This window comes from Serinicoccus sp. JS2-9 (genome assembly GCF_059025165.1).
Window position 1 is genome coordinate 426,718 of sequence record NZ_CM180091.1, and the last position, 17,534, is coordinate 444,251.

Consider the following 17,534-nt stretch of genomic DNA (forward strand, 5'->3'; position numbering starts at 1 on the left):
GCTCGAGGCGATGCGTCTCCTCGACGTCCGCCGCGGCGACGGCACCTACGTCACCGCCCTCACGCCCTCGCTGCTGACCGAGGCGATGTCCTTCGCCGTCGACCTGCACCAAGGCGACATCCTCGAGCTGCTGGAGGTGTGCGCCGCCTCCTGGATCGCGGCGCGGTCCGCAGGGCGGGGCTGGTCGCAGGCCCCGAGCTCGTCGCCGAGCTGCGCGCCGAGATCCCCGACCCAGGCGTGGACCACGAGACCCTCGTCGAGGGCGACCTGCGCTTCCACCGGCGGCGCCCGGGCGAGCGGCAACGACTTCCTCGTCGGGATGATCCACGCGCTCTCCCCGAGCACCGTCCGCGCACGGGTATGGCGTGGCGCCGCGCGGGCGGTCACGGCATCTCGCGCGGGCGGTCACGGCATACCGTGCGGGCGGTCACGGCATACCGCGCGGGCAGTCCGGGCGGTCTGCGGGGGAGTTACCCGTCGGTATACACTGGCGCCAGAACCGTGTACGGCGGGTACCGCATACTTCTCCTGGAGGGCCAGAGTGGGTCACTACCGCAGCAACGTCCGCGACGCCGAGTTCCTGCTCTTCGACGTCCTCGGGCGGCACGAGATCCTCGGGGCCGCGCCCTACGACGAGGTCGACCTCGACACCGCGCGGGCGGCGCTGCACCAGGTCGCCGAGCTCGCCGAGGGCCCGATCGCGGCGTCCTTCGCCGAGTCCGACCGGACCCCACCCGTCTTCGACCCGGCCACGGGCGAGGTGAGCATGCCGGAGAGCTTCGTGAAGTCCTACCAGACGTGGGTGGAGAACGAGTTCTGGCGGCTGGAGATCGAGGAGGGCCTGGGCGGCACGCCCGCTCCCCCGAGCCTCACCTGGGCCATGTCCGAGCTGGTCATGGGCGCCAACCCGGCGGTCAAGATGTTCGCCGCGGGCTACACCTTCGCCAACGTCCTTCACCGCCTCGGCACCCCCCAGCAGCAGCAGCTCGCCCAGCTCATGGTCGACAAGGCCTGGGGCGCGACGATGATGCTGACCGAGCCAGATGCTGGCTCCGACGTCGGCGCGGGGCGGACCAAGGCGGTGAAGGCCGGCGACGGCACCTGGCACCTCACCGGCACCAAGCGCTTCATCACCAGTGGCGTCGCGCCGTTCTACGACAACGTCGTGCACTTCGCCCTGGCGCGCCCGGAGGGCGCCGGCCCCGGCACCAAGGGACTCTCGTTGTTCATCCTCACCGACCGGCACGTCACCGACCTCGAGACCGGTGAGCTGGGCGAGCGCAACGGCGTGCGGATCACCGGCCTGGAGCACAAGATGGGGCTCAAGGTCTCCACCACGTGCGAGGTGTCCTTCGGCGAGGACCCGGACCGGCCCGCGGTCGGCTACCTGCTGGGCGAGGTCCACGACGGCATCGCGCAGATGTTCCGGATCATCGAGTACGCCCGGATGCTCGTCGGCACGAAAGCCATCGCGACGCTGTCGGCGGGCTACCAGGCGGCGCTGGCCTACGCGAAAGAGCGGGTGCAGGGCGCCGACCTGACGCAGATGGCCGACAAGTCCGCGCCCCGCGTGACCATCACCCACCACCCGGACGTGCGCCGCTCGCTGCTCCTGCAGAAGGCCTACTCCGAGGGGCTGCGGGCGCTCATGCTCTACACCGCGAGCGTGCAGGACCAGGTGCACGCGGCGCAGGACGCCGGTGAGCAGGCCCCTGACGACACCCCGGACGAGGGGCTCGCGGCGCGGGTCAACGACCTGCTGCTGCCGCTGGTGAAGGGCTGCGGCTCGGAGCGGGCATTCACCCTGCTCGGCACCGAGTCGCTGCAGACGCTGGGCGGTTCGGGCTTCCTGCAGGACTACCCGATCGAGCAGTACGTCCGCGACAGCAAGATCGACAGCCTCTATGAGGGCACCACCGCGATCCAGGGCCAGGACTTCTTCTTCCGCAAGATCCTGCGCGATCGCGGGCAGGCGCTGGGGTATGTCGCGACCCAGGTCCAGCAGACCGCCGCCGCCCAGGTGGACGACGGGCTCGGCGCCGTGCGCGGCGCGGTGCTGCGCGGGCTGGGCGAGGTCAACGCGATGGTGGAGTTCCTCACGGCCAAGGCGGTCGAGAGTCGGGAGCGGGCCGAGGCGGTCTATGCCGTGGGGCTGGGCACGACGCGGCTGCTGCTGGCCACCGGCGACCTGCTCATCGGGTGGCTGCTGCTGCGGGAGGCCGAGGTCGCGGCGCGACTGCTGCAGTCGGGCGAGACCGGTGTGAGCGGCGTGAGCGCCGACGACGAGGACGGGCGCGCCTACCTCGAGGGCAAGGTGGCCGCCGCGCGCTTCTTCGCGACCGAGGTGCTCCCGCGGCTCGGCTCCGACCGCCGCACCGTCACCGCCGCCGACACCGACCACGTGGCCTCCGTCATGGACCTCCCCGAGGCCGCCTTCTAGCACCGGGCGCGCGTTCGTCACGCACCGGGCGCGCGTTCGTCAAGCACCGGGCGCGCGTTTCTCAAGCACCGGGCGCGCGTTCGTCACACACCAGGCGCGCGTCACTCACCGGTCGCGCGTTCGTCGCGCACCAGCGGGTCGCAGATCACGCCGCTGGTGCTTGACTCCCTCGGTATGCAGTTCACTGTCCACCCGGTCACGCCGGATCGCTTCGACGACTTCGCCGATGTGGTCAATCCGAACCGGCGCTCGACCCACTGCTGGTGCGTGCCGCACCGGCTCCGGCAGGCCGAGGTTGACGAACTCGCCGACGGCGATCGCGAGCTGGCGATGCGGGCCCTGTGCGAACGCGAGCTACCACCCGGTGTCGCGACCTACGCCGACGGCATACCCGTCGGCTGGGCCAACGTCAGGCCCCGCGCGGACATCCCCGTCCTCGTCCACTCGCGCAAGATCCGGCCGCTCGACGACCTGAACGTGTGGAGCATCGTCTGCCTCGTCATCCGTGGCGGACACCGCAAGCAGGGCTACACCACCCGGCTGATCGAGGGGGCGGTCGAGCATGCCGCAGCTCACGGCGCGCCCGCGGTGGAGGCCTATCCGGTCGACCCGCGGAGGCGGATGGACACGACCATGGCCTTCGTCGGCACCCGGGCGATGTTCGACAAGGTCGGGTTCGAGGTGGTCGGTCACACGGAGGCGGTGGCCGGCCGGATGCCCCCTGTCGTCAGCGCCGGACGCTCTGAAGTTGCCGGACCGACGAGGCCAGGCTCCCGGATCGAACACACGACGTGGGTGGCTTCTGCACCGCACGCACGTTCGTCACAGACCGAACGGGCGTCCGGTGCGGGACCAACGCACGTCCGGTGCGGGACCAACGCACGTCCGGTGCGGGACCAACGCACGTCCGGTGCGTGTGGTGGTCAGGTGTAGATCTTCAGGCGGAAGACGAAGTTGCGCATCATGAGATACATGAAGACGGCCTCGCAGGCGCCCGCGATGAGCCGCGCCCAGAGGTAGTTGACCCCCACGGCCTCGAGGGTCGTCGAGAGCGCCAGGATGAACAGCAGGTAGTTGGCGAGCACGGTCACGACGTAGCGCCGGGTCTGCGCGCCGACAGGTCCGTGCGACTGGAAGTTGAGCCACCGATTGAGCACGAAGGCCAGCCCGAAGGCCACGACGTAGCCGATCGTCACGGCGAGCGGATACCACACGCCGAAACCGTCGAAAAGCACCGACAGCAGCGTCAGGTCGACGGCATAGGTGAAGGAACTGATGGCGGCGAAGCCGATGGCGGTCTCAGGGATGATCCGCCGGAGCAGCTCGGGAAGGGCCGCGTGGACCCGGGCGCGGGCCCGGGCGAAGGCCTCGGCGGCGCTCAGTAGCCGCCTCGGTCACGCCGCTGACGGACATCGGACTCCGAGCGGCGGTCCACGATCTCGCGGTGCGTGGTGTTGGTGCGCTGGGCGTTGATGACCAGGCCGAGCAGCAGCGAGAGCACACCGGCCGCCATGAGGATGTAGCCGATGGTCACGAGGTTGACGCCCTCGATGACATTCGTGACCGCGAACGACAGGATGGCGCCGACGACCAGCAGGAAGATACCGAGACCAAGACCCATGTCGATCCTTTCCTTGGGTGCGACCAGCCTATCCGCCCTCGCTCACAGTCGCCGGTCAGCGAGCACCGGGAAGGCCTCGCGCACCCGCGCGACCTGCTCGGTGTCGATCTCCACCGACAGCACCTGCTCGTCCGGACCGGCCTCGGCCAGCACCACCCCGCTGGGGTCGATGACGGCGCTGTGCCCGCCCATCTCGACACCGGCGTGCGTGCCCGCCGTGTTGCCGGCCACGACAAAGCACTGGTCCTCGATCGCCCGCGCCCGCAGCAGCAGCCGCCAGTGCTCCACCCGCGCCATCGGCCAGGCGGAGGGGATGAGGAACAGCTCGGCTCCACGGTCGAGCTGCTGTCGGTAGAGCTCGGGAAAGCGCAGGTCGTAGCAGGTGGACAGGGCGGTGGTGAGCCCGTCGGCCGGTGCCGGCAGGTCGGTCACCACCAGCTCGGTGCCTGCCTCCATGAGCGCGGGCTCGCCGCCACCGAAGCCGAAGCGGTGGATCTTGCGGTAGGTCGCGCACACCTCGCCCTCGGGATCGAGCACGACCGAGGTGTTCCACAGGTGGCGCCCCTCCTCCCCCGGCTCGGCGGTCCGCTCCACGACCGATCCGGTATGCAGCACCGCACCGAGCTCGCGCGCCACCGGCGCCAGCGGGGCCAGGGCGGGAGGGAGGTCACCGCGGTGCAGCCCGGACAGGTCCTGGCTGCGCTCCTCCCACTCCTTCGAGGCGAAGCCACCCGCGCTCCACAGCTCCGGCAGCAGCACCAGGTCGTGCCCCACGCCCTCCTGACGCGCCAGCCCCGCGGCCCGCTCGGCGCGCGCCTCGACCGACTCGTCGGCACCCTCGGCATACCCGAGTTGGATGACCGCGATCCTCATCGACTGCTCCTCTCCGCGAGCCGCTGCAGGTGGGCGTTGTAGGCCGCCAGCTCGGCGTCGTCGTCGCGCTCGGCCTGGCGGTCCGAGCGTCGCGTCTCCCGCTCGTCGCGGCGCATCCAGTCCACCACGACCATGAGCACCAGCACCACCGTGGGCAGCTCACCGACGCCCCAGGCGATGGCGCCGCCGACCTGCTGGTCGGCGAGCAGGTCGGTCACCCACGGGACCTCGATCGCCTTGTAGAACCCCGGTGCCAGCAGCCAGGTGCCCTGCATCAGCGCCAGCCCGAAGAACGCATGCGCGGCGAGGGTCCCGAGCAGCACGAGGATGCGCAGCGGCGCCGGCCACTTCGGCGGACCCGGGTCCTGGCCGACGAGGGACCACACGAAGGCGAAGCCGGTGAGCGTGAAGTGCACCACCATGAGGACGTGTCCGGTGTGCGACGTGAGGGCCCACTCCAGCAGGCCGGTCCAGTAGAACCCGACGAGGCTCCCGAAGAAGACCGCCCCCGCGACGACCGGGTTGGCGACCAACCGGGCCCAGCGAGAGTGCACGACCGCCACGAGGATCTCGCGGGGCCCGAGGGTCCGGTCGCGCCGCGACGGGAGGGCACGGTAGGCCAGCGTGATCGCCTGCGCCGGCACGAAGAAGATCGGCACCCCCATCATGAGCGCCATGTGCATGATCATGTGCTGGGAGAACATCACTCGGCCGTAGACGCCCGGGGCTCCGCTGGTGACGTAGACGAAGATGGCCCACCCGATCACCCAGAGCAGCAGCCGCCACAGCGGCCACCGGTCGCCCCGGCGCCGTAGCCGCACCACGCCCGCGGCATACAGGGCGACGGCGGTGAGCGCCGCGAGGAGGAAGAGCCAGTTGACCTGCCAGGTGTCGAGCAGCCGCGCGGTCTCGTAGGGCGGTGGCATGGGATAGCCGGTCAGCGCGAAGACCGCCGTCGAGGTGTCGCTCGAGGACTCCACCACCGGCGGCGGGGTGCGGGAGAGCACCGCCCCGAGCCCCACCGCGGCCGCCATGACGGCGAGCTCGCTCGCGGCCAGCGCGGCGAAGAGCCACGGCCGGTCGGCGCCGCGGGCGATGATCTGGCGCCGCTGCACGGCCCCCATGACACCGAGCACGCCGAGCAGGCCCACCTTGGCCCAGATCAGCGCCCAGTATGCCGTCAGCAGGTCGCCGCGATCATCGACCGTGAGCAGCGCGAAGAGCACACCGGAGAGCGCGATCGCGCCGTAGCACCACGCCGCCAGGGTCGAGTAGCGCCGGAGCGTGTCCGGCAGGGCCGGGCCGAGCACCGGGAGCAGGAGCCCGAGCGCCATGAGCCCCCCGACCCACACCGTCATGCCGCCGAGGTGGAGCAGCAGCGCGGTGACCGCTGTCTCGTGACCATCGGTGCCGCTGGCGTGACCGCCGTACGAGAGCGGGATCAGGCAGGCGAGCGCCACCGCCGCCGCCCACGCGAGGGCTCCACGGGTGCGGGCCCACGCGGTGAGCAGCAGGACCACGCCGACCATGACGGTCTCGATGAGCCGCAGCCGCATCGGCTCCAGACCCCAGACGTTGGCGACGAGGTCCTGCAGATATCCCGGGCTGGCGGGCGGCAGACCGGCGAGGTCGCCGAAGCCGAGCAGAAGGATCGCCCCCGAGCTGACGCACCACAGCAGCGCCGAGAGCGCGGCCACCCTCCCGGCGGCGCCGCGGCGGTCGGTGTCGCGGCCCTCCCGGACGAGGAAGGCTGCGACCACGAGCAACCCGATGGTGAGGGCGGCGGCGAGGTGGTGCACCACCTCGAGCACGGGCATACCCCAGCGCACGATCGGCCCGGCGTCGCCGAGCGGCAGGGGCGCAGCGGCCCCGGAGAGCGCCGCGGCGGGGAGCGCCACGACCAGCGCGGTGAGAACCGTCGTCACGGGGACGGTCCAGCGAAGAGCCATGCCGCCCATGCTACGGACAGCGACTGACAGGCTCAGACCAGGTTGAAGGTGGACAGGATGGTGTCGATCGCGTGCAGGTCCGCCTCGGTCTGCACCCCGGCGATGACCACCATGATCGAGTCGGGGTCGGCGCTCGGGACGGCGACCAGGGCGATGGCGATCAGCTCGCCGCAGTCGAGCGTCATGTAGCGACCGGTGAAGGCGGAGTCGGCGTAGTCGTCGCGCTCCCCCTCGGTGCACTCGGGCGTGCCACTGATGGCGGCGTCCAGGAGCGGGTCGAGCGGGAAGTCTCCGACGTCCTGGGCGTAGGCCATGATGACGCCGGGGGCGGCGTCGTTCTCGAAGGCGGCGAGGTCGGTCGTCGCCGTGATGGACGGGCTCAGGGCCCCGGTGCCGAGCAGGTCGATGGGCTCGGTGAGGGTGTCGTCCCAGTTGGCGGGCACGCTCACGGTGATCGTGTTGGTGTCGTCGACGAGGTCGACCGTCTCCGGGGCCGCGGACTCGGTGGACCCGCCACCGTCGCCCTGCTCGACCTCGTCACTGAGCTCGGTGGCGAAGGAGAAGGTCGCCTCCAGCTCGCGCCCGTTGAGCTCCCCCTCGAGCATCTCCTCGGTGTCGGAGCGCAGCACCCGCAGCGACATGGTCGACTCGGGGCTGTTGGACCGGAGCACGTCGCAGTACTCCTCGTAGGTGCCAGACTCCATCGCGACGCCGTTGAATGTGGTGATGATGTCGCCCGGCTTCACGCCGGCGTCGGACGCGGGGCCGCCGGGCGCGACGCCCGCCACCCAGATCCCGGCCAGGCCATTCTCCTCGTCCAGGATCGCCTGGCCGTTGACGCCGATCGAGTCGTTCCCGCCCGCCACGAGGTCGGCGACGATCGCCTGCGCCTCGTCGGCGTTGATGGCGAAGAACTGCGACGTGCCGGTGCCCGGGTCGCCGCCGGCGTAGTTGACGCCCACGACGCGCCCCTCAGCGTCGACGAGGGGACCGCCGGAGTTGCCCGGCTGGATCGCCGCGTCGTGCTCGATGACCGCGCTCACCGACGCCCACGGGCTCTCCCCGTCGGCCTCCGCCTTGCTCACGATGCCGCGGGTCATGGTGAACTCCGGGTCGCCCAGGGGGAAGCCGGCGGCATACACCTCCAGCGGCGGGGTCGCCGGCTGCGTGGACCACTCCAGCGAGGGGTAGTCGCCGTCCTCGGTGAGCTGGATGACCGCGAGGTCGTTGCACTCCGAGACGCCGACCACGCGGGCCGGGATCTCCTCGTCCTCGTCCCCACCGATGATGACGCGCAGCGAGCCGGCGCCCGTGACGACGTGGTTGTTGGTGACGATGTAACCGTCGTCGGAGACGAGGAAGCCCGACCCTGACCCGGAGAAGCTGGTCATGCCCTCGGCCCCCCGCATCTCCCCGTCGGCGAGGATCTGCACGGTGGCGGTGCCGACCTGGTCCAGCCCCGAGACGGGTGCGGGGCCGGTGCTGGTGGCGACGTCGTCGTCCGCACCCTCCTCGCCCCCGTCGCCAGCGCAGGCCGCCAGGACGAGCCCGGCGAGGGCGGCCGTGGTGACCACTCGCGTGGCGCGCGAACGATCGTGCGCCCGTGCGGCGCGAAGTGGACGGACCGGCATGACGAGACCCCTTGGTGGCGAGCGGGCCCTGCCCTGCATGAGCGGGCCCGTCTGGACACGGTGTGGTGAGGCTACCGCAGTCAGGCGACCGGCGGGCGGAAGTCCGGTGAACACGTCGTTAGGCTGGCGCCATGGTCGTCCACCCCGCGCCGCCCGCCGACGTGCCCGGCTACGTCGAGGCCTACCGCCAGGTCCTGATCTCCCTCGTCAACACCTGCGACGGCCTGCGCGAGAGCGAGTGGGACCTTCTCACCCCCTGCCCAGGCTGGACCGTCCGCGACCAGATCGCCCACATCGTGCACCTGGAGGACTACCTCTCCGGCTCTCCGCAGCCGGCTGTCGACGGGATCGCGGTCGGCACTCCCGAGCACGTCCGCAACGAGCTCGGCGTGTGGATGGAGCAGGGCGTGCGCTCGCGCGCCTCGATGACGCCCGAGCAGCTGCTCGCCGAGCTACGCAGCCTGGTCGAGATCCGCAGCGCGCAGCTCTACGACCGGGAGCTGGCGCTCGACAGCCCCGTGCGCGGGCCGCGCGACCAGGAGACGACCTTCGAGCACCTGGCCACCCTGCGGCTGAGCGACGTCTGGGTCCACGAGCAGGACATCCGCGAGGCCGTAGGCCGGATCGGGTCGCTGGACAATGCGGGGGCGGCACGGTTCACGGCGCTGGTCCTCGACGCGGTGCCCCAGGTCGTCCGCAAGCGGGTCTCTCCCGAGCCGGGCACCGTGGTCATCGTCGAGAGCACCGGGCCGGTCACGGGCCGCGCCGGGGTGCGCATCGACGTCGACGCCAGCGGCGAGCTCGTCGCGCACGAGCTCTTCACCGGCCACTCCGAGGAGAGCGACCCGGACCCCGAGAGCGATGCCGCCCCCGCGGCCGACCTCTCTCCGCAGGTCGCCGCGCCCGAGGACGCCGAGGCGACCGTGACGACGATCTCGCTCACCACCCACGCCCTCACGCGCCGGGCCGCCGGGCGCGCGAGCACGGCGGACACGGCATACCAGGTGAATGGCGACGAGGCGCTCGCCGAGCGGGTCCTCGACGCGCTCGTGCTCACCCGCTGAGCGACGTCACCCGCGTCCCGGACGGCTGTAGAACCACAGCCCGCCGACGAAGAGCGCGAGCACGGTCAGCACCGTCCCGGCGACCCAGAGTCCCGGCCCCCACTGCACGGTGAACTCCAGGATCAGCCCGACCAGCGCCAGCAGCAGCGCGCCCTGCCCCGCCAGCCGGATCGCGCGGAACTGCGCCAGCGCCTCGGCCCGGTCCGCCTCGCTGCCCGTGAGCAGCCGCGCCGCTGGCTCCAGCCGCCGCGTCACCGAGTGCAGCACGCCGTAGCCGAGGAAGAACAGCGCCCCGATGATCGCGACGCGGGTGTTGCCGCGCGACATCCCGGCGACAAAGATCACCACCGCGGCCAGGGTCGTCACCAGGGTGAAGAGCCGGTCCTTCAGGCGGGGGCGGGTGGCCATGCCTCGATGGTATGCCGCCCGCTCACCTCTCTCGGGACGACACCGGGACGCACCGAAGGACCTGTGCACGCCAGATTGACCTGTGCACACGGCATAACCTGCGTACAGGTCAATCTGGCGTGCACAGGTCGGTGAGATGGGGGCTGCGGAGGCAGGCGCAGGTCAGGATCGGCACGTAGGCTTCCGGCGTGAGCGACACCACTGACTCCCTGGGGAGCCGCCGGAGCCAGACCTCCTCGCGCAGCCGGATGCTCCTGCCGCTGGACCTCGCCCGCGGCTTCCTCATCGGCTCGGCCGAGCTCATCCCCGGTGTCTCTGGCGGGACGGTCGCGCTGGTCACCGGGCTCTACGAGGACCTCATCGGCAGTGCCTCCCACGTCGTGTCGGCGGCCAAGGCCCTCGTCGTGGGCGACGAGGACGGGCGCGTCGCCGGAGCGCTGCGCGAGCTGCGCCGGACCGACTGGTGGCTGCTCGTGCCGGTGCTCGTCGGCATGGGCCTGGCGGTGCTGACCGTAGCCGGCCTCATGAGCGGATTCGTCACCGACTACCCCGAGCACGCGCGGGGGCTCTTCCTCGGCATGGTGGCGATGAGCATCCTCGTGCCGATCCGGATGCTGCCCAAGCGGCGCCGACCGGTGTGGCTCGAGGTCGTCCTCGTCGTCGGAGCCGCGGTGCTGGCCTGGTCCCTCATCGGCTTCGCCGGGGGCGGCGCGGTGAACGACCCGCCCTTGCTGCTGGTCTTCGGCGCCGCCGCCATCGCCATCTGCGCGCTCGTCGTGCCGGGGGTGTCGGGGTCGTTCTTCCTGCTGGCCATCGGGCTCTACACGACGACGCTCGAGGCCGTCGACAGCCGGGACCTGGTCTACATCGGCGTCTTCGCGTTGGGCGCCATCACCGGCCTCGCGTCCTTCGTGCAGCTCATCAGCTGGCTGCTGGAGCACCACCGCCGCTCGACGCTGCTGGTCATGACCGGCCTGATGGTCGGCTCGCTGCGCGCGCTGTGGCCGTGGCAGGAGGCGGCGGGCGGCGACGACCACAGCCCGGGCGCGCTCGTCGCACCCTACGACCCGGTGCTCTGGCCGACCCTGCTGGCCCTGCTCGGCGCCGCGATCGTGGCGACGCTCGTCGTCGTGGAAGCCAAGGCCTCCGGCGACCACTCCGACTGAGCATTCCCCTCCCACCGGGCGTCGTGAGCAACCATGCGCGACGCTCGGTCCAGGGGAGGAGCGGGGAGGCGTCAGGTCAGAGCCAGGCGAGCGCCTTAGCCGGGTCCTCGAGCAGCGCGGCGAGGTCGGCGAGGAACATCGAGCCCAGCTCGCCGTCGATGAGCCGGTGGTCGAAGCTCACCGCGAGCTGGGTCACCCAGCGCGGCTCGATCCGCTCATCGGCCCCGGTGCCCACGACCCACGGCATCCGCCGGACCGTGCCGAAGGCGACGATCGCCGACTCGCCCGGGTTGATGATCGGCGTGCCGGTGTCGACGCCGAAGACGCCGACGTTGGTGATCGTGATCGTGCCGCCGGACATGTCGGCCGGCTGCGTGCGCCCCGCCTTGGCGGTCGCGACCAGGTCGGTCATCGCCTCGGCCAGCTGACGCAGGTCCATGAGGTCGGCGTCCTTGATGTTGGGCACGACCAGCCCGCGCGGGGTCGCCGCCGCGATCCCGAGGTTGACGTAGTTACGCTGCACGATCTCCTGAGCGTCCTCGTCCCAGACGGCGTTCATGCCCGGGTTCCGCCCGACCGCCACGGTGAGCGCCTTGGCCAGGATGAGCAGCGGGTTGATCCGCAGGTCTCGGTAGGCGCGGTCGGCCTTGAGCCGGTCGATGAGCTCCATCGTCCGGGTCACGTCGATGGTGATGAACTCGGTGACGTGCGGCGCGGTGAACGCCGAGTTGACCATCGCCTGCGCGGTCATCTTGCGCACGCCCTTGACCGGGGTGCGCTCCTCCCGCTCGCCCGAGCGGTTCAGCATCGGACGCTGGTATGACGCCGCGCTCGGGGCGGCGCCGCCCGCCTGCGCTCCGACGTCGGTCACCGCGGGCGCGGAGCCGCTCATCCCCTCGCCGGCGGAGCCGGCTGGGGAGGATTCGGGGGACAGTGTCTCTGCCCCCTGGAGGAACGCGTCGATGTCGGACCGCCGCACGATGCCGGTCGGGCCGGCCGCGGGGACCTGGTTGATGTCGACCCCCCGCTCCTGGGCGTACTTGCGCACCGGCGGCGAGGCCTTGGCCTTGCGCACGGGCGCGGCCTCGGTCTCCGCCTCGGCGCCCGAGGCTCCCCTGCGCCGCTTGCGCCGCGTCGTCGAGCCCTCGATCGCGCCATACCCCACGAGGACGGCCTCGCGCTTGGGCCCGCCCTCGCTGCCCCCGCCCTCGGGCGGCGTGGGCACGAGGTCGGCCGCGTCGCCAGACCCGCCGGCGTCGTCGGCATCCTCCTGCGCCGACGCGTCTCCCCCACCGCTGCGCCCCCCGCCGTCACCGTTGTCCACGACGATGATCGGGGTGCCGACCTCGACCTCGTCGCCCTCGGTCGCCAGAATCTCGGTGACCGTCCCGTCATACGGGATGGGCAGCTCGACGAGCGACTTGGCGGTCTCGACCTCGACGACGATGTCGTTGGTCTTGACCGTGTCGCCGACGGCGACCTTCCACTCGATGATCGTGGCCTCGACGAGACCCTCACCGGGATCGGGAAGCTTGAACTCAGGCACGGCTGCTCCTCTTATCCATTCCTCGACGTCCTAGGTCGCCCGTGGTCGTGTCTCAGGCCTCGAGCACGGTCTCGACGGCGTGCAGCACGCGGTCGAGGTCGGGGAGGAAGACCTCCTCGTGCCGGCTGGGCGGGTAGGGGATGTTGTAGCCGCCGACCCGCAGGACCGGCGCCTCCAGGTGGAAGAAGCAGTGCTCCTGCACGTGCGCCGCGAGCTCGGCGGTGATGCTGGAGAAGGTCTGCGCCTCCGACAGGGCGATGCAGCGGCCGGTCTTCTTCACCGACTCCTCGATGAGCTCGGTGTCCAGCGGCGACAGCGAGCGCAGGTCGATGACCTCGATGGACGGGCCGTCCTCGAGCTCGGCGGCCTGGGCGGCCGCGTGGGCCACCTTGACCATCGGGCCGTAGGTCAGCACCGTCACGTCGCTGCCCTCGACCCGCACCGCCCCCTCGTCCAGGGCATACGGTGCGTCGTCCAGCGACCCTGCCTCGGCGGCGCCCAGGTCGAGCACCCCGCGCTCGTGGTAGCGCCGCTTCGGCTCGTAGAACACGACCGGGTCGTCGCTGGCGATGGCCTGCTGCATCATCCAGTAGGCGTCCTCGGTCGTCGCGCAGGTCACCACCCGCAGCCCCGCGGTGTGCGCGAAGTACGACTCGTTGGACTCGCTGTGGTGCTCGACCGCGCCGATGCCGCCGCCGTAGGGGATGCGGATGACGATCGGCACCTTGAGCGCACCCAGGCTGCGGTTGTGCATCTTGGCGACCTGGCTGATGATCTGGTCGAAGGCGGGATAGACGAAGCCGTCGAACTGGATCTCCACGACCGGTCGGTAGCCGCGCAGAGCCAGCCCGACCGCGCTCCCGAGGATGCCGGACTCGGCCAGCGGGGTGTCGATGACGCGGTCCTCGCCGAAGTCCTTCTGCAGGCCCTCGGTGATCCGGAAGACCCCGCCGAGCTTGCCGACGTCCTCGCCCATGAGGACGACCTTGGGGTCGCGCTCCATCGCGGCGCGCATGCCCGCGTTGAGCGCCTTGGCGATGGTCATCCGGGTGCCGGTGCTCGCGGTCTTCGCCGGCGTCGAGCTCTCCGTCTGCGTGCTCATCCGTCTCTCCCCTCAGTCCTCGAACCCGGCCTGGTAGTCCGCGAAGAGCGCGGACTCGCGCTCGATGAGCGGGTGCGGCTCGGCATACACGTGCGCGAACATCTCCTCGTGCGGCGGGTCCGGCATCGTCTGGCACGCCTTGCGGATCCGGGCGGCGAGCGCGTCCGCCTCGGCCTGGACCTCCTCGAGCCACGCGTCGTCGACCGCGCCCTCGGCCTTGAGGTATGCCGTCATCCGGTCGATCGGGTCCTTCGCCTTCCAGGCGTCGACCTCGGCGGAGATGCGGTACTTCGTCGGGTCGTCGGACGTGGTGTGCGCGCCCATCCGGTAGGTGAAGGCTTCGATGAGCGTCGGCCCCTGGCCGCTGCGGGCGCGGTCGAGGGCGTAGCGGGTCACGGCGTAGCTCGCGAGGACGTCGTTGCCGTCCACCCGGATGCCCGGGAAGCCGAAGCCGTCGGCGCGCCGGTAGGGCGGGATGGTGAACTGCCGGTCGTTGGGCTCGGAGATCGCCCAGTGGTTGTTCTGGACATAGAACACGACCGGGGCGTTGGTGACCGCGGCGAAGACGAGTGACTCGTTGAAGTCGCCCTGCGCGGTGCCGCCGTCGCCGGTGAAGGCCATGACGGCGGTGTCGCGCTCAGGGTCGCCGGTGCCCATGTCGCCGTCGCGGGCGACCCCCATGGCGTAGCCGACCGCGTGCAGCATCTGGTTGCCGATGACGATGGTGTAGAGGTGGAAGTTGTTGTCGTTGGAGTCCCACCCGCCGTGGTTGACGCCGCGGAACATCCCCAGCAGGTTCTCCGGCGGCACCCCCTTGCACCAGGCGACGCCGTGCTCGCGGTAGCCGGGGAAGGCGTAGTCCTGCGGTCGCATCGCCCGGCCCGGACCGACCTGCGCGGCCTCCTGCCCCAGCAGGCTGGGCCACAGCCCGAGCTCGCCCTGCCGCTGCAGCGCGAAGCCCTCGGCGTCGACGCGGCGCACCAGGATGAGGTCGCGCAGCAGCCCGCGCAGGTCGTCCTCGTCGAGGTCGTCGAGGTATGCGGCGTAGGGCTCGGTCTGCGGGGTCACCTCGAGCCGGGTGCCGTCCGCGGCGAGGAACTGGACCATGTCCGGCCCGCCGTCGGTGATGTCTCGCTCCGGCGGCTCGTGCCCCGCGGTGGGGGCGCCCGGCGCCACGACGTCGTCGTCGCTCACGGAAAACTCCTTCGTCCTGGGGGCGTGGCGCAGACGTTACCGCACACGTCAACCTGACCTCGGGGCAGCGACCGGAAGGCCTGGTCAGCCGCGGTCGCGCCCGTCCGGCAGGAGGGCCCCGACGAACATCGAGACGATCGAGATGATGATCGATCCGAGCACAGCATCCCACCAGAAGTCGTCCACGTGGAAGTCCAGGCCGAGCACGCCGGACAGCCAGGAGGTGAGCAGCAGCATGAGCGCGTTGACGACGACGAGGAAGAGCCCGAGCGTCACGATGATGAGCGGCAACGAGAGCAGCTGGGCCACCGGACGCACGATCGCGTTGACGACCCCGAAGATCGCGGCGACCAGCACGATGGTGAGGACCATCGCCCCGCCCTGACCCCCGAACTCGATCCCGGAGATGAGCGCGGCCGCCACCCAGAGGGCGACGCCGTTGGCGACGATGTCGGCGAGAAGCTTCATACCTCGATGATCCCATGCCCTCATGAGCTGGCCGGGGAAGCGAGGGGATGCTAGAACGGAGAGCATGGCCCCGACGCACGTGCTGCGCGACGACGACCGTGATCCGGATGAGGTCGGCCCAGAGCCGCGGCTCAGGAGGATCCACGACATCGTCGACGCCTATGCGTCCGCCGACGTGGAGGGGCACATCTCCACCGTAGAGGACCTCTACGACGAGGCGACGGGCCTGCCCCGCTGATCCTGGACGGACCTGTGCACGCTGATGCAGCCTGAGCACGCGCCATCACATGCGCACAGGCCGCAGTAACGTGCACAGTCCGGCCGGGCGCCTCGGCACCGGGCGCAGAGCCGGGTCGAGCCGCGCTGGCTACGCTGGCCCCATGACAGAGCCGTCCTCGCCCGTCCGCCTGCGCGCCGCCCTCGATGGGGTGCCGGCCTACGTCCCCGGGAAGCCACCGACACCGGTGGAGGGGGTCACGGCATACAAGATCTCCTCCAACGAGAACCCCCACCCGCCGCTGCCCTCCGTCGTCACCGCGATCAGCGAGGCAGCGGCCCGCGTCAACCGCTACCCCGACATGGGGGTGGTCGCGCTGACCGAGGCGCTTGCCGCGGACCTGGGCGTGCCCGCGGAGCAGATCGCGACCGGCACCGGCAGCGTGGCGGTGCTCACCCAGCTCGTCGCCATCTCCTGCGATCCGGGCGACGAGGTGGTGTATGCCTGGCGCAGCTTCGAGGCCTACCCCATCGTCGTGGCGCTCTCCGGCGCGACGTCGGTGCAGGTGCCGGTGGACGCCGACGCGCGCCACGACCTCGACGCGATGGCCGCGGCGATCACCGACCGCACCCGCCTCGTGCTCGTGTGCACGCCCAACAACCCCACCGGTCCCGCGGTACGCGAGGCGGAGCTGAGGGACTTCATCGCCCGGGTGCCCTCCGACGTCATCGTCGTCATCGACGAGGCCTACCTGGAGTTCACCACCGAGCCCGACGTGCCCGACGCCCTGGCGCTCGCCGCCGAGCACCCCAACGTCGTCGTGCTGCGCACCTTCTCCAAGGCCTACGGGCTGGCCGGGTTGCGGGTCGGGTATGCCGTCGCGCACCCCGAGGTGGCGACCGCGCTGCGCAAGGCGGCGACGCCGTTCGGGGTCACCGACCTCGCCCAGGAGGCGGCGATCGCGAGCCTGGCGGCCCGCGGCGAGCTGCTGGTGCGGGTCAAGGACCTCGTGGCCGAGCGCCAGCGAGTGGTCGAGGCGCTGCGCGGGCAGGGGTGGGAGGTGCCCGAGGCGCAGGGCAACTTCCTCTGGCTGCCCCTCGGCGACGACGCCGTGCCCTTCGCCCAGGCGTGCCAGGCGCGCGGGCTCATGGTGCGGCCCTTCGCCGGCGACGGGGTGCGGTGCACCATCGGCGAGACCGAGGCCAACGACCGACTCGTCGGCGCGGCCGGCGAGTGGCTGGCCAGCCGCGGCTGAGCACACCGGGCTGTCGGACTGGTCACATCAGGCTGCCGGAGTGAACACACCGGGCTCTTGGACTGGTCACACCAAGCTGCCGGACGGGACACACCAGGCTCTCGGAGCGGGCGCGCGAGGCTGCCGGTGCGGGGGCGGGCTCAGCGCGCGCGCCGCTTGACCACCTCGCGGGTGAGGCTCGAGATGACATACGTCATGCCCCAGCTGGTGACGGCGACGATGAGCGCCGGTAGCAGTACGCCCTGACCCTGCTGGGCGAAGGCCAGCCCGAAGAACCACGGGACGGTCATCCCGAACGCCCCAGCGGTCGCCATGATCCACGGACGGCCGCGTGGGCCGGCGATGAGCTGGGCGGCGACGGTCATGATGGCGAGGTTGCCGTAGGCCATGAGCACCTGGAAGACCTCGCCCGCCCCGCGCTCCACGCTCCAGGACTGACCGGCGACCCACGCGAGCACGCCGCCGAGCAGCATGATCGGCAGCCCCTTGCGCAGGGACCCGGTGACCACGGCGCTGGAGCCGTGGGGGGACAGCGTCATGGGGCCTCCTCTCGCATCCTGCGAGGGTAGCCGCCGTGCCGAGTGGGGGCGACGTGGGAGG

Annotated in this window: 18 protein-coding genes; 6 read left to right on the forward strand and 12 right to left on the reverse strand. The window is 71.4% G+C overall.

Annotated features, from left to right (window positions below; genetic code table 11):
* Nucleotides 1-45: 45 nt before the first annotated feature.
* Complete coding sequence (locus AC5PYY_RS02225) at nt 46-387, reverse strand: hypothetical protein (protein ID WP_493898182.1); 342 nt, start codon at nt 385-387, stop codon at nt 46-48.
* Nucleotides 388-541: 154 nt separating this feature from the next.
* Between AC5PYY_RS02225 and AC5PYY_RS02230 the strand changes: the two genes are divergently transcribed.
* Together AC5PYY_RS02230 and AC5PYY_RS02235 are read left to right on the forward strand one after the other, a co-directional pair.
* Nucleotides 542-2,440, forward strand: a complete 1,899-nt coding sequence (locus tag AC5PYY_RS02230) for an acyl-CoA dehydrogenase (RefSeq protein WP_493898183.1) — start codon at nt 542-544, stop codon at nt 2,438-2,440.
* Between the two features lie 174 nt (nt 2,441-2,614).
* Nucleotides 2,615-3,373, forward strand: coding sequence for a GNAT family N-acetyltransferase (locus tag AC5PYY_RS02235; RefSeq protein WP_493898184.1), 759 nt, complete (start codon nt 2,615-2,617; stop codon nt 3,371-3,373).
* Here AC5PYY_RS02235 and AC5PYY_RS02240 read toward each other — a convergent pair.
* Genes AC5PYY_RS02240 through AC5PYY_RS02260 form a run of 5 tightly spaced genes read right to left on the reverse strand, consistent with a single transcriptional unit; the run spans nt 3,364 to nt 8,514 of the window.
* On the reverse strand, nt 3,364-3,822 hold the full coding sequence (locus AC5PYY_RS02240) for a GtrA family protein (RefSeq protein ID WP_493899309.1): 459 nt from the start codon (nt 3,820-3,822) through the stop codon (nt 3,364-3,366). The genes AC5PYY_RS02235 and AC5PYY_RS02240 overlap by 10 nt on opposite strands.
* Nucleotides 3,819-4,061, reverse strand: coding sequence for a DUF6458 family protein (locus AC5PYY_RS02245; protein ID WP_493898185.1), 243 nt, complete (start codon nt 4,059-4,061; stop codon nt 3,819-3,821). The genes AC5PYY_RS02240 and AC5PYY_RS02245 overlap by 4 nt, the downstream gene beginning before the upstream one ends.
* Before the next feature lie 42 nt (nt 4,062-4,103).
* On the reverse strand, nt 4,104-4,934 hold the full coding sequence (locus AC5PYY_RS02250; protein ID WP_493898186.1) for a carbon-nitrogen family hydrolase: 831 nt from the start codon (nt 4,932-4,934) through the stop codon (nt 4,104-4,106).
* Nucleotides 4,931-6,883 (reverse strand): bifunctional copper resistance protein CopD/cytochrome c oxidase assembly protein, encoded by a 1,953-nt coding sequence (locus AC5PYY_RS02255; protein WP_493898187.1) that lies wholly within the window; start codon nt 6,881-6,883, stop codon nt 4,931-4,933. Before AC5PYY_RS02255 ends, AC5PYY_RS02250 begins: the two co-directional genes overlap by 4 nt.
* A gap of 32 nt (nt 6,884-6,915) precedes the next feature.
* Complete coding sequence (locus AC5PYY_RS02260; protein ID WP_493898188.1) at nt 6,916-8,514, reverse strand: S1C family serine protease; 1,599 nt, start codon at nt 8,512-8,514, stop codon at nt 6,916-6,918.
* Between the two features lie 131 nt (nt 8,515-8,645).
* Between AC5PYY_RS02260 and AC5PYY_RS02265 the strand changes: the two genes are divergently transcribed.
* Complete coding sequence (locus tag AC5PYY_RS02265; protein WP_493898189.1) at nt 8,646-9,578, forward strand: maleylpyruvate isomerase family mycothiol-dependent enzyme; 933 nt, start codon at nt 8,646-8,648, stop codon at nt 9,576-9,578.
* A 6-nt stretch (nt 9,579-9,584) separates the two neighbouring features.
* Here the strand turns inward: AC5PYY_RS02265 and AC5PYY_RS02270 are convergent, their stop codons facing one another.
* Nucleotides 9,585-9,986 carry a hypothetical protein gene (locus AC5PYY_RS02270; protein WP_493898190.1) on the reverse strand — a complete coding sequence of 134 codons (402 nt, stop codon included), beginning with the start codon at nt 9,984-9,986 and terminating at the stop codon, nt 9,585-9,587.
* 188 nt (nt 9,987-10,174) lie between these two features.
* Here AC5PYY_RS02270 and AC5PYY_RS02275 point away from each other — a divergent pair, with 188 nt between their 5' ends.
* The gene (locus tag AC5PYY_RS02275; protein ID WP_493898191.1) at nt 10,175-11,152 is read left to right on the forward strand and encodes a DUF368 domain-containing protein; all 978 of its coding nucleotides are present in this window, start codon (nt 10,175-10,177) and stop codon (nt 11,150-11,152) included.
* Between the two features lie 76 nt (nt 11,153-11,228).
* On the opposite strand, the gene AC5PYY_RS02280 is transcribed toward AC5PYY_RS02275, so the two are convergent.
* The 4 genes from AC5PYY_RS02280 to AC5PYY_RS02295 all read right to left on the reverse strand — a co-directional run bounded on the left by AC5PYY_RS02280 (nt 11,229) and on the right by AC5PYY_RS02295 (nt 15,462).
* On the reverse strand, nt 11,229-12,698 hold the full coding sequence (locus AC5PYY_RS02280; RefSeq protein ID WP_493898192.1) for a dihydrolipoamide acetyltransferase family protein: 1,470 nt from the start codon (nt 12,696-12,698) through the stop codon (nt 11,229-11,231).
* A gap of 52 nt (nt 12,699-12,750) precedes the next feature.
* Nucleotides 12,751-13,800, reverse strand: a complete 1,050-nt coding sequence (locus AC5PYY_RS02285) for an alpha-ketoacid dehydrogenase subunit beta (RefSeq protein ID WP_493898193.1) — start codon at nt 13,798-13,800, stop codon at nt 12,751-12,753.
* A gap of 12 nt (nt 13,801-13,812) precedes the next feature.
* Nucleotides 13,813-14,994, reverse strand: coding sequence for a pyruvate dehydrogenase (acetyl-transferring) E1 component subunit alpha (pdhA, locus tag AC5PYY_RS02290; protein WP_493898194.1), 1,182 nt, complete (start codon nt 14,992-14,994; stop codon nt 13,813-13,815).
* An 84-nt stretch (nt 14,995-15,078) separates the two neighbouring features.
* The gene (locus AC5PYY_RS02295) at nt 15,079-15,462 is read right to left on the reverse strand and encodes a phage holin family protein (RefSeq protein ID WP_493898195.1); all 384 of its coding nucleotides are present in this window, start codon (nt 15,460-15,462) and stop codon (nt 15,079-15,081) included.
* A gap of 64 nt (nt 15,463-15,526) precedes the next feature.
* Between AC5PYY_RS02295 and AC5PYY_RS02300 the strand changes: the two genes are divergently transcribed.
* Nucleotides 15,527-15,700, forward strand: coding sequence for a hypothetical protein (locus AC5PYY_RS02300; RefSeq protein ID WP_493898196.1), 174 nt, complete (start codon nt 15,527-15,529; stop codon nt 15,698-15,700).
* A 142-nt stretch (nt 15,701-15,842) separates the two neighbouring features.
* Complete coding sequence (hisC, locus tag AC5PYY_RS02305; protein WP_493898197.1) at nt 15,843-16,934, forward strand: histidinol-phosphate transaminase; 1,092 nt, start codon at nt 15,843-15,845, stop codon at nt 16,932-16,934.
* Between the two features lie 140 nt (nt 16,935-17,074).
* On the opposite strand, the gene AC5PYY_RS02310 is transcribed toward hisC, so the two are convergent.
* Nucleotides 17,075-17,473, reverse strand: a complete 399-nt coding sequence (locus AC5PYY_RS02310; protein ID WP_493898198.1) for a hypothetical protein — start codon at nt 17,471-17,473, stop codon at nt 17,075-17,077.
* Nucleotides 17,474-17,534 lie beyond the last annotated feature (61 nt).